The organism is Providencia sp. PROV119 (assembly GCF_028482435.1).
In the GTDB taxonomy this organism is placed as follows: domain Bacteria; phylum Pseudomonadota; class Gammaproteobacteria; order Enterobacterales; family Enterobacteriaceae; genus Providencia; species Providencia stuartii.
Map to the genome: position 1 here is coordinate 113,834 of NZ_JAMPQL010000019.1, position 14,327 is coordinate 128,160.

14 protein-coding genes and 1 pseudogene are annotated in these 14,327 nt (G+C 41.5%); 7 read left to right on the top strand and 8 right to left on the bottom strand.

All coding sequences use genetic code 11. The annotated features are described in order from the left end of the window. The first annotated feature begins 55 nt into the window (after positions 1-55). The 4 genes from glpA (at position 56) to PSF11_RS15630 (ending at position 4,838) form a co-directional block, all read left to right on the top strand. The gene (gene glpA / locus PSF11_RS15615; RefSeq protein ID WP_072502747.1) at positions 56-1,711 is read left to right on the top strand and encodes an anaerobic glycerol-3-phosphate dehydrogenase subunit A; all 1,656 of its coding nucleotides are present in this window, start codon (positions 56-58) and stop codon (positions 1,709-1,711) included. Continuing rightward, a complete protein-coding gene (gene glpB / locus PSF11_RS15620; RefSeq protein ID WP_072502748.1) occupies positions 1,701-2,996 on the top strand; it encodes a glycerol-3-phosphate dehydrogenase subunit GlpB in 1,296 nt (431 codons plus the stop codon). Before glpA ends, glpB begins: the two co-directional genes overlap by 11 nt. Then, positions 2,993-4,186, top strand: coding sequence for an anaerobic glycerol-3-phosphate dehydrogenase subunit GlpC (gene glpC, locus PSF11_RS15625; RefSeq protein WP_004925774.1), 1,194 nt, complete (start codon positions 2,993-2,995; stop codon positions 4,184-4,186). The genes glpB and glpC overlap by 4 nt, the downstream gene beginning before the upstream one ends. Positions 4,187-4,319: 133 nt before the next feature. After that, positions 4,320-4,838, top strand: a complete 519-nt coding sequence (locus tag PSF11_RS15630; protein ID WP_072502749.1) for a GNAT family N-acetyltransferase — start codon at positions 4,320-4,322, stop codon at positions 4,836-4,838. A gap of 45 nt (positions 4,839-4,883) precedes the next feature. On the opposite strand, the gene dhaL is transcribed toward PSF11_RS15630, so the two are convergent. The 3 genes from dhaL to PSF11_RS15645 form a co-directional block, all read right to left on the bottom strand. Then, positions 4,884-5,504 carry a dihydroxyacetone kinase subunit DhaL gene (dhaL, locus tag PSF11_RS15635; RefSeq protein ID WP_014657522.1) on the bottom strand — a complete coding sequence of 207 codons (621 nt, stop codon included), beginning with the start codon at positions 5,502-5,504 and terminating at the stop codon, positions 4,884-4,886. A 63-nt stretch (positions 5,505-5,567) separates the two neighbouring features. Further along, positions 5,568-6,638: a dihydroxyacetone kinase subunit DhaK gene (gene dhaK / locus PSF11_RS15640; protein WP_072502750.1), complete on the bottom strand. Its 1,071-nt coding sequence runs from the start codon at positions 6,636-6,638 to the stop codon at positions 5,568-5,570. Between the two features lie 218 nt (positions 6,639-6,856). Next, complete coding sequence (locus PSF11_RS15645; RefSeq protein ID WP_004925758.1) at positions 6,857-7,525, bottom strand: 7-cyano-7-deazaguanine/7-aminomethyl-7-deazaguanine transporter; 669 nt, start codon at positions 7,523-7,525, stop codon at positions 6,857-6,859. 168 nt (positions 7,526-7,693) lie between these two features. Here PSF11_RS15645 and tusA point away from each other — a divergent pair, with 168 nt between their 5' ends. Next, entirely contained in the window at positions 7,694-7,948 is a 255-nt protein-coding gene (gene tusA, locus PSF11_RS15650; protein ID WP_004925753.1) for a sulfurtransferase TusA, read from the top strand. A gap of 68 nt (positions 7,949-8,016) precedes the next feature. Here the strand turns inward: tusA and PSF11_RS15655 are convergent, their stop codons facing one another. From PSF11_RS15655 to PSF11_RS15665, 3 genes are all read right to left on the bottom strand, one after another. Further along, entirely contained in the window at positions 8,017-9,006 is a 990-nt protein-coding gene (locus tag PSF11_RS15655; protein ID WP_169342328.1) for an Rpn family recombination-promoting nuclease/putative transposase, read from the bottom strand. A 267-nt stretch (positions 9,007-9,273) separates the two neighbouring features. Then, the gene (locus PSF11_RS15660) at positions 9,274-11,673 is read right to left on the bottom strand and encodes a zinc/cadmium/mercury/lead-transporting ATPase (RefSeq protein ID WP_072502752.1); all 2,400 of its coding nucleotides are present in this window, start codon (positions 11,671-11,673) and stop codon (positions 9,274-9,276) included. A gap of 143 nt (positions 11,674-11,816) precedes the next feature. Next, the gene (locus PSF11_RS15665; RefSeq protein WP_004925743.1) at positions 11,817-12,446 is read right to left on the bottom strand and encodes a lysoplasmalogenase; all 630 of its coding nucleotides are present in this window, start codon (positions 12,444-12,446) and stop codon (positions 11,817-11,819) included. A gap of 106 nt (positions 12,447-12,552) precedes the next feature. On the opposite strand from PSF11_RS15665, the gene PSF11_RS15670 reads away from it, so the two are divergent. Continuing rightward, on the top strand, positions 12,553-12,906 hold the full coding sequence (locus tag PSF11_RS15670; protein WP_181795781.1) for a DUF2500 domain-containing protein: 354 nt from the start codon (positions 12,553-12,555) through the stop codon (positions 12,904-12,906). 5 nt (positions 12,907-12,911) lie between these two features. On the opposite strand, the gene PSF11_RS15675 is transcribed toward PSF11_RS15670, so the two are convergent. Then, positions 12,912-13,196: a DUF1145 family protein gene (locus PSF11_RS15675; RefSeq protein ID WP_004925735.1), complete on the bottom strand. Its 285-nt coding sequence runs from the start codon at positions 13,194-13,196 to the stop codon at positions 12,912-12,914. Then, a complete protein-coding gene (gene rsmD / locus PSF11_RS15680; RefSeq protein WP_169342330.1) occupies positions 13,186-13,788 on the bottom strand; it encodes a 16S rRNA (guanine(966)-N(2))-methyltransferase in 603 nt (200 codons plus the stop codon). The genes PSF11_RS15675 and rsmD overlap by 11 nt, the downstream gene beginning before the upstream one ends. A gap of 217 nt (positions 13,789-14,005) precedes the next feature. Between rsmD and PSF11_RS15685 the strand changes: the two are divergent. Next, positions 14,006-14,327: pseudogene (locus tag PSF11_RS15685) on the top strand (signal recognition particle-docking protein FtsY); the annotation flags it as partial.

The following is a 14,327-nucleotide window of genomic DNA, read 5'->3' on the forward strand; positions in this document are numbered from 1 at the left end:
GATTATAAAAATAGACCATACTAAAAGTAATGTTGATTAATGTGAGGAATGCGACATGAATGGCTCATCTGTGACTGAAACGGATGTCATCATTATCGGTGGTGGCGCAACAGGTGCAGGTGTTGCTCGTGATTGCGCCCGCCGAGGATTGAAAGCAGTTTTACTCGAAAGGCATGATATTGCAACAGGCGCAACAGGACGCAACCACGGCTTGCTACATAGTGGTGCTCGCTATGCTGTCACGGACGGGGAATCAGCAAGAGAGTGTATTGAAGAAAACAAGATACTAAAACGTATTGCACATCATTGTATTGAGAAAACTGACGGTTTATTTATTACGTTGCCTGAAGATTCTCTCGAATACCAACAGCAATTTATTCAAGCTTGCCAAGCGGTAGGTATTGATGCTCATGCTCTCGACCCCGCAGAAGCGATCCGCCTTGAGCCGTCAGTCAATCCCCAATTGATCGGTGCTGTGAGAGTGCCTGATGGTACTGTTGATCCTTTTCGTTTAACCGCAGCTAATATGCTGGATGCTCGCGAACATGGTGCGAAAGTGCTCACTTATCATGAAGTCATCGGACTAATTCGAGAAGGTGATAAAGTACGCGGTGTAACAGTTTACGATCATCAAGCTAAACAACAATATGATATTTATGCTGAAATTGTGGTTAATGCTGGGGGGATTTGGGGACAAAAAATTGCGGAATACGCAGATCTGAAAATCAAAATGTTCCCTGCAAAAGGTGCGCTTCTGATCTTAGGCCACCGATTAAATAACATGGTTATTAACCGCTGCCGCAAGCCTGCTGATGCGGATATTTTGGTACCTGGAGATACGATTTCACTGATCGGCACAACATCGACACACATCGAATATGATCAAATTGATAATATGTATGTGACACCGGAAGAGGTCGATATTTTGATCCGCGAAGGTTCAATGCTCTCACCCGCATTAGCGAAAACACGCATATTGCGCGCTTATGCGGGGGTTAGGCCACTAGTTGCCAGCGATGATGATCCTTCTGGACGTAATGTGAGTCGCGGTATTGTGTTGTTGGACCATGCGAAACGCGATGGCCTTGAAAACTTTATCACAATTACTGGTGGTAAATTAATGACTTATCGCCTCATGGCAGAATGGGCAACAGATAAAGTGTGTGAAAAATTAGGGCATACCGCCAAATGCACTACAGCAGATGCCCCTTTACCAGGGTCGCAACATAGTGCTGAAGAGGCACTGCGTAACGTTATTTCAATTCCTGCCCCCATTCGTGGTTCTGCAGTCTATCGTCATGGTGACCGTGCTACCGCGATATTAACTACCGATAGACTAGATAAGAGCCTTGTTTGTGAATGTGAAGCGGTTACCGCAGGTGAAGTACGTTATGCTGTTAACTCATTAACAGTTAATAACTTACTTGATTTACGGCGTCGGACTCGCGTTGGCATGGGAACATGCCAAGGTGAGTTATGTGCTTGCCGAGCCGCTGGGTTATTAAACCGTTTTAATGTGACAACACCACATGAAACCGAACAGCAGCTAGGACATTTTTTGAATGAGCGTTGGAAAGGCGTAAGACCTATCGCTTGGGGGGATGCATTGCGAGAAAGTGAATTTACTAGTTGGGTTTACCATGGCTTATGTGGCATGAATGAAAGTACCTTAGATAAGGTTTCTAACGAGGAGGCTGACCATGAAATATGATGCAGTCGTGATGGGCGGGGGGCTCGCTGGGCTTATCTGTGGTATTCGCTTAACTCAATCAGGTTTATCTTGTGCTATTGTGAGCGCAGGGCAAAATGCGTTGCACTTTTCATCTGGCTCTTTGGATTTATTAACGCATTTACCCGATGGCCAAAGCGTAGAAAAACCATTAGATGCCCTAGATAAACTGAGTGAGCAGGCGCCAGAACACCCGTATAGCCGGCTTGGTAAACTTTCGGTGATTAAACTCACTCATCTTGCAGAGACACTATTACAGCAAAGTGGTGTGAAACTTAAAGGTTCTAGCGATGAAAATCATTATCGCATAACGCCATTGGGTCATAAGCGCCTAACATGGTTGAGTCCTGAGTTTGTGCCTATAGTTAACCTCCATAAAAAAATGGATATGGGAAAAATAGCGGTTGTTGGTATTGAAGGTTTTTTAGATTTTCAGCCGCAAATGGTGTCTGATGAGTTGCAAAGAGAGGGAGTCAGTGCGAGTGCTTATTATGTTCATTTGCCGCTCCTTGATAGACTTAGAGAAAACCCCAGCGAATTTAGAGCTATCAATGTGGCACGTTGGTTAGATAGGCCTGAAAACATGGCGCAAATAGTGGCTGAAATAGCACCACTAGTCGTTGATTCTGATACTATTTTTATGCCAGCGTGTATCGGATTAGATAGTGAAGAGCCTTTGCTTGAGCTACAAAAGCAGCTTGGTAAACCCATCTACTTGTTGCCTACATTACCCCCTTCATTACTGGGGATCCGATTGCATGAGATGCTGTTACGTCAATTTCGCCGTCAAGGTGGGATCATCATGCCGGGTGATAAGGTGACTTCAGTGAATTGTATTGGGTCACGCATAGAATCAGTGAATACACGTAATCATGGTGATATTTCACTCAAGGCTTCTCAGTTTGTCTTAGCCACCGGCAGTTTTTTTAATAATGGGCTTGTTGCTGAGTTCGATCGTATTTATGAGCCATTAATGAACCTTGATTTATGCCATATTCCTCAGCGTGCACAGTGGACCAATAAAGCATTTTTTGCTTCACAGCCATATATGACGTTTGGTGTTCAAACAGATGAGCATCTACGGGCACAAAAAGAGGGGCAAACTTTCGAAAATCTCTATGTGGCAGGCGCGGTTTTAGGCGGTTTTGACCCTTTAACTGAAGGTTGTGGTGCGGGAGTTTCATTGATAAGTGGCTTACATGCAGCAAATGAAATTGTGGGCTATTTTGAACGACAAAGAACCATGCAGGCGGAGGTGGCGCAATGAGTATTCAGGATGCAAGCTTTGAAAGTTGTATTAAATGTACTGTTTGTACGACCTATTGCCCTGTAGCGAAAGTTAATCCGTTATATCCTGGGCCAAAACAAGCGGGTCCTGATGGTGAGCGTTTACGTTTAAAAGACCCAATGTTATATGATGAGGCATTGAAATATTGCACTAACTGTAAACGTTGTGAAGTTGCATGCCCATCGGATGTTAAAATAGGCGATATTATTGCTCGTGCTCGTAATACATACAGCCAACAAAAGCCGAAATTACGTGATGCAATACTCAGTCATACCGATTTAATGGGATCACTATCGACACCTTTTGCTCCAGTGGTAAATACCATCACGGGGCTAAAACCAGTTCGTCAAATTCTCGATAAAGCTTTAAAAATTGACCATCGTCGGGAGTTGCCTAAATATTCCTTTGGAACATTTAGACGTTGGTATGCAAAACAAGCGGCGGAACAACAAAAATTTGCAGAGCAAGTTGCCTTTTTCCATGGTTGCTATGTCAATTATAACCATCCACAGCTCGGTAAAGACTTAATTAAAGTGTTTAATGGAATGGGAATTGGCGTTCAACTATTAAAACGCGAAAAATGTTGTGGTGTGGCGTTAATTGCGAATGGCTTTATGAAACAAGCTAAGCGGCAAGCAAATGTTAATTTAGAATCGCTACAAGAAACCATCCTTGAGAAACATATTCCGGTTGTTGCAACGTCATCGACGTGTACTTTTACACTCCGTGATGAGTATACACATGTTTTAGATGTCGATACCTCACAAATGCGCGATAACATTGAATTAGCAACACGTTATATCTATCGCTTATTAGAGCAAGGCCGAGAGCTTAAACTCAAGCATACGCCCCTGAAAGTGGCTTATCATACGCCTTGTCATATGGAAAAAATGGGTTGGACATCATACACATTGGAGTTGATTAAGCGTGTACCTGGCGTTGAATTGATCGTACTCGATTCTCAATGTTGTGGTATTGCAGGAACATACGGCTTTAAAAAAGAAAACTATGAAGTTTCTCAAGGGATTGGCGCGGGGTTATTTCGCCAAATTGAAGACAGTGAGGTTGATATGGTGATTACAGATTGTGAAACCTGTAAATGGCAGATAGAGATGTCGACCAGTAAAAAATGTGAACACCCGATAAGCCTGTTAGCCAAAGCATTATAATAAAAATAATGAGCTGTTTAGTTAACCCGTTAGGGAGAAAGGAGCCCACCTTTCTCCCTTTTTTGTAATAGTACTGCCATATTCTATCATGTCGTAGTAACCTTATGATTCAATGTATAATGATAGGTTTGACATGTTAGACACGGATCCCTCCTTTAGACTTAGAAAATTGACGCGAGAAGATAAGGAGTTCTTTTTTCAACTGTATACGAACCTCGATGTTTTACGTTTTATTTCTAACCCAAAAACAGAAAAAGAAATTCTTGCCGCGTTTGAAAGTCGATTAATCGAATGGAATTTACATTCTGAACATTGGCTATGTTTAGTGATTGAAGATATTGAAACTCACCGGCCTATGGGATTGATTGGCTTTTGTTTATCATTAGTAAATCAACAGCGAGTTGGTGAAATTGGTTATTTGATTGACCCTACTTTTTCAGGTAAGGGCATTGCGACGTCGGCTCTGAAAATGCTGTTATCATCCCCTGATTATGCACAAATTCGCACATTTATAGCAGTAGTGACCGAAGGTAATATTGCTTCTGAAAAAGTGTTGGTTAAAAACGGATTTTCTAAACAAAAAGTGATTACTGCAAACTATGAGATTAATGGTTTTGTGTATGATGATATTTGTTATGAATTAAATCGATAAAACATCACGCTGGTGGTGAGTAAACTATACCAGCGTGATGGAGAGTTAAAGTGATTTCTGTAAAGTTTCCAGCAGTAGCAACACTGATGTTCCACCAGGATCTGCATGGCCTATACTGCGTTCACCTAAATAACTGGCTCGGCCTTTTCGTGCTTGCATAGGGATTGTTGATGCAACACCTTGTTTTGCTGCTTCTACAGCCGCACTTATTGCTTCATTTAAGGTTTGTGAAGTCGCTTTTTCAAGTGATTCACAAACAGGCCACCAAACATCGCACATGGTTTTATCATTAGGTTCGGCTTTGCCTCGTGATACAACACCTTCCGTTCCTGCTTTGAATAGCTCAGCTAAATCAGCAATGCTTAAATTTTCTTTACCCGCAGCACTTTGCGAAGCTTTAATAAAAAATGTGCCGAAGAGTGGACCACTTGCGCCTCCGACACTAGATAAGAGTGTCATTCCGGTGGTTTTCAGTAAGGTAGCAATATCTTTGTCTTCAACAGAAGGTAATTTTTCGGCTACTTTCTGAAAACCACGATGCATGTTGAGTCCATGGTCGCCATCACCAATAGCGGTGTCTAGCTCGGTAAGCCGATCTTGTTCATCAGCAAAAGTTTGTGAACACTGTATCAACCAATGATAAATTTGCTGTTGTGTTAAGTTCATGATGTTTTGGCTCCATTTTTACTGCTAATTTTATTGGTTATGGGGAGTAGAAGCTTTGTGTTATCAACACTTCCAACGTAAAGCCGGGGTATTGACTGGTTCATCCCATAATATTAAGTCTTCATCATCCACTTTTAATAGCGTAATTGAGATGCCTTGCATATCAAGTGCGGTGCAATAGGAGCCGACAAGGCTACGTTCAATAGTCAAACCAAAATCGTGACAACAAGTTTGTAGTCGGTGGTATACAGCGTACAACTCAGATAATGGTGTGGCGCCAAGGTTATTAACTAATGCAATTACGCGATCGCCTTTTTTCAGAGGGTGTTTAGTGTGTTTATGCTCTTGCCAGCAGCCATTTTCACGATCCCATTGGCGGATTATGCGTTCGTAGTGACCGTTTTCGAGCAAAGTTTCAAACATTTGATCGACAGTATCGTCTAAATTAGTAAATTTGCGCCGTTCAATGCCGGGCTCTCCGTGGATCCCCACGCCAAATTCCATTTCGTTATCTGGAAGTTCAAATGAGCGTTTTCCTGCCGCGGGTACGGTACAGGCTTGTAAGGCCACACCTAAACTATAACCATGATTATTGATCTTGTGGCCTAGTTCCACTAATTGCTCAAGAGAATATCCTTTGGTCGCTGCCGCGCCGAGTATTTTTTCCATCAAAACGGTATTAGCGACACCTCGGCGTCCTGCGGTGTATAAACTATCTTTTACTGCAACATCATCATCAACTAATACGGTAGCGATTTTGATCCCTGCATCGTGTAAGAGTTCAGCGGCCGTTTCAAAATTTAGGACGTCACCAGTGTAGTTTTTTATGATCATTAATACACCTTCGCCGCTATCGATGGCCATTGCACATTCCATCATTTGGTCTGGTGTCGGGGATGTAAACATCTCTCCTGGGCATGCCCCATCTAACATTCCTTGACCAATATATCCGCTATGCATCGGCTCATGACCGCTACCCCCACCGGAAAGTAGGCCAACTTTGCCTTTGATAGGTGTATTACTATGAACGAGGTAGGTTGGGTCAACATTCAAACGTAATTCAGGATGAGCAGCAATAAGCCCTTGATTGACTTCACTTATAATATCTTCAACACGGTTAATCAGTTTTTTCATCTTATAAACTCCAAAAGATAGAGAGTGATGGTTATTTCTGTTCGTTTGTGTTCTTTTTTGGTTGAATTAAAACGGAATTGGCGCGGATCGTTTCGATTGTGCAACCAGACTATCACGGCTGTGAGATTATTGATGAATAAAACCAATAAAATGAGAGTTAGATCGGTAATTTTTCAGAGGTGAGCGAAGGGGAGTGCTATTTCCCCCTCGCAGTTGCACTAATGTTGATTGGCGAGTTTTTGCTCGGCAGTTTTGGCAAAAAATGTTTTCAAAATAAAATTGAGTAAAACACCATAAGCAGGTAAGAAAAATAGCATACAAATAAATAGCTTAAAGGTATAGTCAACTAAGGCAATCTCTACCCAATTCGCAGCCATAAAAGGATCACTGCTTTGATAAAATGCAATAAAGAAAAAGGCAATGGTATCAATTAAATTACCGAAGAACATGGCGCAGGCGGGGGCAACGTACCAACGTTTATTTTGACGTAATCGGTTGAACACACTGACGTCCATTATTTGCCCAAGAACATAAGCCATAAAGCTAGCAGCGGCAATTCGAGCCACAAATAAGTTAAATGTATTTAATGCTGCTACTCCTTGCCATTCACCTTGAAAAAATAGAGCAGATATAACATAGGAAATGAGTAGAGCAGGCAACATGACCGCAGTGATGATCCGACGTGCAAGTGGTGCACCATAAATACGTACAGTAAGATCAGTTGCTAAGAAAATAAATGGAAAGGTAAACGCTCCCCATGTAGTGTGAAAACCGAAAATATTAATCGGCAACTGTACAAGGTAGTTACTAGAGGTAATAATTAAAATATGAAATAAAGACAGCCAAATTAATGCACTGGCTTTTTGCTGTGCTGTGAATGAAAACATATTGTACCTTTTTAAGTAGCAATGGGGTGAGGGAACCCATAAAAAACTTTCCCGACATTGGGAAGTGCGCATAATACGCTTGTTGCGCAACAAAAGCAAAACTGTTACGTCAGAGAGGATAATTTTATTATATAATTAGAGCATCTTTTATTTTTTAGAAGCGTAGTTATGTCTGATTTATTTTTAAATGCCACTAAAACTCTTGATACACTTGGTTTGCGTTGCCCTGAGCCAGTTATGCTAGTTCGTAAAACTGTTCGAGGAATGAATGCTGGCGATACTTTACTCATCATTGCAGATGATCCTGCAACTACACGTGATATCCCCGGTTTTTGCCGTTTTATGGAGCATGAATTGCTGGCAGTTGAAACGGAACAAACCCCATACCGTTATTTGTTACGTAAAAAAACGGAAGGCCTGTAAGCCTTTTTTAGTTAAATAGGCTGCTTGCGTGCGGTGAGCTTAAAGGCTATCGCACGAATATGGCATTATTACTGGTAAGTGCCCTTATCCTCTTGAATGATAAGTTGTAACTCCTCATAGCTAAAATTTAGGCTCTTCATCACAAGTTCGAAGCTTGCACCATTTTTTAGGAGTGAAAGTGCATTTTCATGCCTGGCTTTTTGCATGCCTTCTATCTTGCCTTCTATCTTGCCTTCTATCTTGCCTTCTATCTTACCTTCAATCTTACCTTCAATCTTACCTTCTAGTTTGGCTTTATCTTTTAAACGTTGAGCGATATTCATAGCAACACCTTGATGGTTTTCGATTTGTTCAATTAACTGTTGAATTATTTGTTCAAAATACTGAGATGAATCTAACGTAGTGAGCAGATAATTAATAATAATGCTGGTATCTTGCTCACTATTATAGTGCCTATTTAATGCTTGGGCGAGCAGACTAGTCACTTGCTGATATTCGTCACGTAGATTTTTATGCTTCAATGCAAGTTCCATTACTGCAATCTTTCGATGATTAACTAACTCATTGTCATCAATAACAGTGATATCCACTAATGGAAATGGATTAAAGTACAGTTCATCAGCGAGTTCGGGCCAAGAAAAACAGTGAGTCCATGTTTTCAAATAGGGATAGGGGGAGCTATCTCCATGGTAAAATAAAATAGGTACTACGAGTGGTAAACTTTTATGGCCTTGCTGAAGGTGTTGATTCATTGCCAAAAATGAATAATGCATTAAGCGCCAACTCATTAATTTATCAGGTGTTGATTGATGTTCAATAAGGAGGTAAAGATAGCCATCACCAACTTCTGTTTGTACAGTATAAAGAACATCAGATAATCGAGAGCGCAGTTTTTTATCGATAAAAGAAGAGTTAGTAAGTGCTAATGTATTAAAGTCACATAAAGACCGAATATGTTCTGGCAAATGAATGTCGAAAAAATCGCGAGCATTATCTATTTGGGTTAAAAAACCTTTAAAAGCGGCATCATGTGGTGTTGTAGGGGCTTTTTGTATCATACTCGCTACCTTCATCAATGTCCTTATGTTACGAAGATATTAGCGAATATAGAGATAAAATAGAAAAAAGTTACTCCTAATTTAGCGTGAAAAAATAATTTATTTTTTATAAGCGACATCTCATTACTTGTTGTATTTAAAGTCTTTATTACTATTTAATAAAAATTAAAATGTAAGAAATGATAGTTTACTAGATAATAATGATTAAACGTTCTATTTATAACAAAGAAGCGCCGTTATGGCGCTTCTTTAATAATACAATAAATATTATTTTTTAATTTGTGGTAATTTTACTTTTAGTAAACGTACCGCATTTGCTGTCACTAAAGCTGTTGCTCCTGAGTCAGCAAGAACAGCGACCCAAAGCCCTGTTATTCCCAGTAGGCTGGTAACTAGGAAGATTGCCTTTAACCCTAAGGCTATTGTGATATTTTCACGAATAATCTTACGAGTGGACTGTGATAAAGCAATCACTTCAGGTAATCCAGTTAAACGGTTATGAGTCAAGGCAGCATCGGCAGTTTCCAAAGCAACATCCGTTCCGCTACCCATTGCTACACCAATACTTGATGCTTTCATGGCTGGGGCATCGTTAATACCATCGCCGACCATCATAGTGCTATGGTTACGGTTTAATTCCATCACAGCAGTGACTTTATCTTCAGGCAGTAAACCTGCACGGTATTCCATACCTAGTTGACCAGCTATAGCTGCGGCTGCGCGAGGATTGTCGCCTGTTAGCATCACCGCATTAACATTCAAAGCCCTTAACATACTCATGGCATCTATCGCATCGCTTCGTAATGTATCTTGCAGTGCGATTAAGCCGATGACTCGGTTATTTTCCAGTGTGATAACGACTGTTTTGCCTTCCGCCTCTAGTGATTCAACTCGATTTTGCCAAATCCCATCAAGTGGGCTATCCAAACGGCTTGGGGCGCTCACTAACACATGTTTACCATTAAGATAACCTTCAACCCCTTTCCCTGCGAGAGCCTTACGATTTTCGGCTTCAACGACGTTAATTGATAAGGCTTCTGCCTTATTTATAACGGCTTTTGCTAAAGGATGATGAGAGCCTGCCTCAACAGATGCAGTGATTTGTACTAGTTCATTTTCAGTTATACCGTCGACAGGAACCAAATCAGTAACATGAGGTTTACCTTCCGTCAACGTTCCTGTTTTATCTAGTGCAATAGTGGTGATTGAACCTAACTGTTCGAGCGCTGCACCGCCTTTAATTAATGCACCACGACGTGTGGCGGCTGCTAACGCAGAGGTGATTGCCGCAGGTGTAGAAATCACTAAAGCACATGGACAACCAATCAGCAGCAAGGTTAAGCCTCTGTAGATCCACGTTTCCCATGGTGCGCCAAAGAATACGGGAGGGATCACCACGACTAATGCTGAAAATAGCATGATCAGTGGAGTATAGATACGACTAAAGCGGTCGATAAAACGTTCAATTGGTGCTCGACGTTCTTCAGCTTCCTCAATCAATTGCAAAATACGGTCAATCGCGTTTTGCCCTTGCTCTGAAACCACTTTCATCTGTACTGTGCGATCGACAGATAAGCAGCCTGCCGCTACTTTTTCGCCAACATTACGTTCGACGGGAACAGATTCACCCGTGAGTGAGCTTTCATCAAAGCTGGCGAAGCCGGAGATCAATTCCGCGTCAGTTGGTAAGCGACCACCGGGTGCAATTTCAATGATATCACCTGGACGTAGCTGTGAGACAGGAACTGTGGTTTTCTGACCATTTTTAATTAATAAAGCTTCTTCTGGTACAAGTGCCATAAGAGCACTGACACCGCGTCGTGCTCGACCAGCAGAGTAAGACTCCAGCATTTCCCCTAACATAAATAGTAAGATAACCATCGCGGCTTCTTCTGTTGCCTGAATAAAGATGGCACCGATAGCGGCGACAGTCATCAGGGTCTCGATCGCAAAAGGTGTACCAGTACGGATCAAACGTAATGATTTACGCGCAATGGGATAAAGGCCAAATAAAGTCGTTAGTGTAAAAGCAATGAGACCAATTTGAGGGTTAATGCGCTCCACCCCCCAGCTAATAGCCATTAAGATGGCTAAGATGATCACAGGCTTCGACTCGCTCAATAGGCTAGGCGGAGGTGTAATAGTAGCAGCACTATTGATACCAACATCTAATAGCTCATAGCCAGCCGCTTCTACGGTTGCGCGGACAGCGGAACTAATATCTTTATCGGCATCAACAACGAGTTTTTCTGTGGCAAATAGGACTTTAGCCTGTTTTACCTCAGTGATTTGTTTTACCGCATTTTCGATTTTTTGAGCGCAGCTAGGGCAATCCATACCGCGAATTATCCAATTGAAACGTTGCCCTGCGGCTTGTGCAGGTGCAACATCATTTTGCAGCTCACTTGAAGAACTGCAACATGCCGTATGCTGATGGCTATGCTCATGTTCTTGATGATCATGTGCTTGATGAGAGGTTGAACAGCAGCTCTGGTGCTGATGAGCCTCCTCATCATCGTCAGGATGTTTCTCGACAGTATCGTGTTCGTGAGTATGTGAGTCATTACTTACATTTTTACTGTTTTGAACCGCAGTTGAAGAGCAGCTGCTACTCGAACAGCAAGCGCTATTATGTTGATGTGCTTCTTTATGGTTGTGTGAGTGCATATGCGCCCCCCTTATCAAACAATGACCTTAATCAATATTGATAAGTCTATACTTTGGAGTCTACTCCAGAGTCAAATAGATTAGGGGATGCCAATTGATAAAAAATGCTATTTGAGAATTTTATCAATTGGCGGTGAAGAAAGTTATAGATAAACCGCGCGGATAATGAAGAATTGTCCGAGGAAATAGAGGGCCGCGACAATGGCTTTCGACGCTTTAAAAGGAAAGCGGAAACGAGCAATTAGCCAAATACAGTTAGAAATAAACAGCAAAAATGCCCCGACCATGATTGAGAAGTTGTAATCGCGACCTAGGCCAAAGAATTGGTCACCGGCTACCCAAGCCATAATCATACTCATGATTAATAATGCAAAGATCATTGCCTGTAACTCTTTGAGTTTTGTCCAAATTACACCTAAAGTGATAGCTGCAATAATCAGAGGTATTGGGAGCCAAGGGAGATATAGGCTGAAATCTAACTGCATACCAAAACTGATGGTATAAAGAAGATAACTTACAAACAGCAAGGTTACAGATGCAAGTAAGCGCTCACTTGAAAACATTCTCATCATATCGGCGAGTAATGAAACTGCCAATGCAGCAAGGATCAAATATCCTTGTGTGGTGAGAAAATCTGCATTCCAGCCCCAGAGCAATAACAGTATCAGTGTGACGGGACGAAATAACCAACGTTGCCACTCAGGGCCACGATATGCTGCATCAACATACAGCCAACCAGAAAAAAGTACTGCAAGGAATGGCCAACTAATCATAAACACATCCTTATAAATTCAATGAATGAAGCAACTAGGGTGGTGTTCCTTCTGTATGATTAAGATAAACTATACTGATGAACACTTTAAGCACAATGTTAACTTTATGAATAAACCTATCTTACTTATTATCGTATTGGCGATTATTGCTGTCTTGGCAACAAAGCGCTTTTTTGACCAACGCAAGCAAAATGAGATCAATGATAATGCTGTGCCAGTCAGTTATTCGGTGGTTGTTGATAGTAAAAAAGATTACCCTTATCCCAATATGCGTTCCCGTGAACGGGATGTGGTTTCACCTGAAACCTTTCGTTATGAGGTCTATTTTAAACCACTAAATAATACGGCTGTGATTAAAGTGATCGTCAGTGAATCTCAATATCAAGCTATTGAACAGGGTCGCCAAGGAACGCTCCGTATGCAAGGAACCCGATTCTTAAGTTTTGAGCCTGACGCATAACCTAATTATTCTTTCTTATTATTCTCAAGCGCTTGTTTTTGCTTTTTTTGCATTGCTAACATTTCAAAGACACCGAAGAAAAAAATTCGGGTCTGTAACCAGCCGGATAATTTTTCTCCTTTAGCGAGTGTTGCTTTCAGGAGGACAGTTTGCAGTGCATGCATAACAATCATAAATATCATGGCAATATCCATAAAATATTTAAATGGCTTAGGAAAAGGCTGGATTAGATTAAATATCATAAACCCCCAAACGCAAATCATTAGCACTCGACCTGCATTAACTAGCATGGCTGTTTTCCTCAATTGAATGGCGAATAAATAAACGATAAGCCACTTGCCCCGCAATTTTCTCACGATGCAGTTGCCAATTAGTGGGGATGTCAGTAAGTGGTGACTCCGCCTCTGACTCAACATATATCCAGCTTTCATCTGCCAGCCATTGGTTTTTTTCTAACAACTGGATAGTGTCGCTTAAGAGTCCTTTACGAAAAGGAGGATCAATAAATACAACATCAAAAGGTGTACCATTTTGACCCAGTATTTCAAGGCTGTTACCGTTGATAATGTTAGCATTATCAGATTGCAGGCGCGCTTTATTTTCTGTTAGTAACTGGGCGTTTTGTTTATCCAATTCAATAAACGTCACACTATCGGCAAAGCGTGATAGTGCTTCAAATCCTAATGAACCACTACCAGCAAAGCAGTCAAGGCAACGAGCTTCACGTATGATAGGCATTAACCAGTTAAATAAAGTTTCTTTGATTCTATCTGTAGTGGGACGTAAGCCCTCACTATCACGAACAGGGAGCTTTCGCCCGCGCCATTTGCCACCGATAATGCGTATCTGACCTAAAGAGGCGCTTTGTGGTTTTTTTGCCATAATATCCATTGCTACTCAGTTTTGTTGAGCTTTATAAAATGCGTTGTCTTATTGTAACGCGCCATTTTCACAGTTTTAACTTAAAAAATCAGATTAAATTGTCATGATTTTTCTTTCAGATATGTGTTGCGGCGCGATGAAATGATAGACTGCATGTAATTTTATTGCGATTTAATTATGAAGCGCCATGTTTTTACCGCGAGGAGTGTAGTGGCTGATGGCTAAAGACAAGAAAAAAGGCTTTTTCTCATGGTTGGGTTTTGGTCGTAAAGACGAGAAAGAGGCTCAACAGCAAGAAGCAGAACAACAAAAAAAGATAGATGCAGACAAAGAGATAGAGCTGCAAAAACAAGACATTGATGCTGCAAAAATGGCAGAAGAAGAAGCTGAACGTCAGTATCAAGAGAAAAAAGCAGAGGAGCAGGCTGCAATTAAAGCGGCTGAAGAAGCCGCAGAGCGTCAGTATCAAGCAGACCAAGCTGCTATTAAAAAGGCAGAGGAAGAGGCAGAGCGTCAGCGCCAAGCCGAGCTAGCCGCAA

Excerpts from the sequence above, each read along its gene's own strand:
- tusA (WP_004925753.1), top strand. The coding sequence starts at position 7,694 with ATGTCTGATTTATTTTTAAATGCCACTAAAACTCTTGATACACTTGGT.
- glpB (WP_072502748.1), top strand. The coding sequence starts at position 1,701 with ATGAAATATGATGCAGTCGTGATGGGCGGGGGGCTCGCTGGGCTTATC.
- PSF11_RS15645 (WP_004925758.1), bottom strand. The coding sequence starts at position 7,525 with ATGTTTTCATTCACAGCACAGCAAAAAGCCAGTGCATTAATTTGGCTG.
- PSF11_RS15670 (WP_181795781.1), top strand. The coding sequence starts at position 12,553 with ATGAATAAACCTATCTTACTTATTATCGTATTGGCGATTATTGCTGTC.
- dhaL (WP_014657522.1), bottom strand. The coding sequence starts at position 5,504 with ATGAACTTAACACAACAGCAAATTTATCATTGGTTGATACAGTGTTCA.
- glpA (WP_072502747.1), top strand. The coding sequence starts at position 56 with ATGAATGGCTCATCTGTGACTGAAACGGATGTCATCATTATCGGTGGT.
- PSF11_RS15655 (WP_169342328.1), bottom strand. The coding sequence starts at position 9,006 with ATGATACAAAAAGCCCCTACAACACCACATGATGCCGCTTTTAAAGGT.
- dhaK (WP_072502750.1), bottom strand. The coding sequence starts at position 6,638 with ATGAAAAAACTGATTAACCGTGTTGAAGATATTATAAGTGAAGTCAAT.
- PSF11_RS15675 (WP_004925735.1), bottom strand. The coding sequence starts at position 13,196 with ATGCTAGTTAATGCAGGTCGAGTGCTAATGATTTGCGTTTGGGGGTTT.
- glpC (WP_004925774.1), top strand. The coding sequence starts at position 2,993 with ATGAGTATTCAGGATGCAAGCTTTGAAAGTTGTATTAAATGTACTGTT.
- PSF11_RS15630 (WP_072502749.1), top strand. The coding sequence starts at position 4,320 with ATGTTAGACACGGATCCCTCCTTTAGACTTAGAAAATTGACGCGAGAA.
- rsmD (WP_169342330.1), bottom strand. The coding sequence starts at position 13,788 with ATGGCAAAAAAACCACAAAGCGCCTCTTTAGGTCAGATACGCATTATC.
- PSF11_RS15660 (WP_072502752.1), bottom strand. The coding sequence starts at position 11,673 with ATGCACTCACACAACCATAAAGAAGCACATCAACATAATAGCGCTTGC.
- PSF11_RS15665 (WP_004925743.1), bottom strand. The coding sequence starts at position 12,446 with ATGATTAGTTGGCCATTCCTTGCAGTACTTTTTTCTGGTTGGCTGTAT.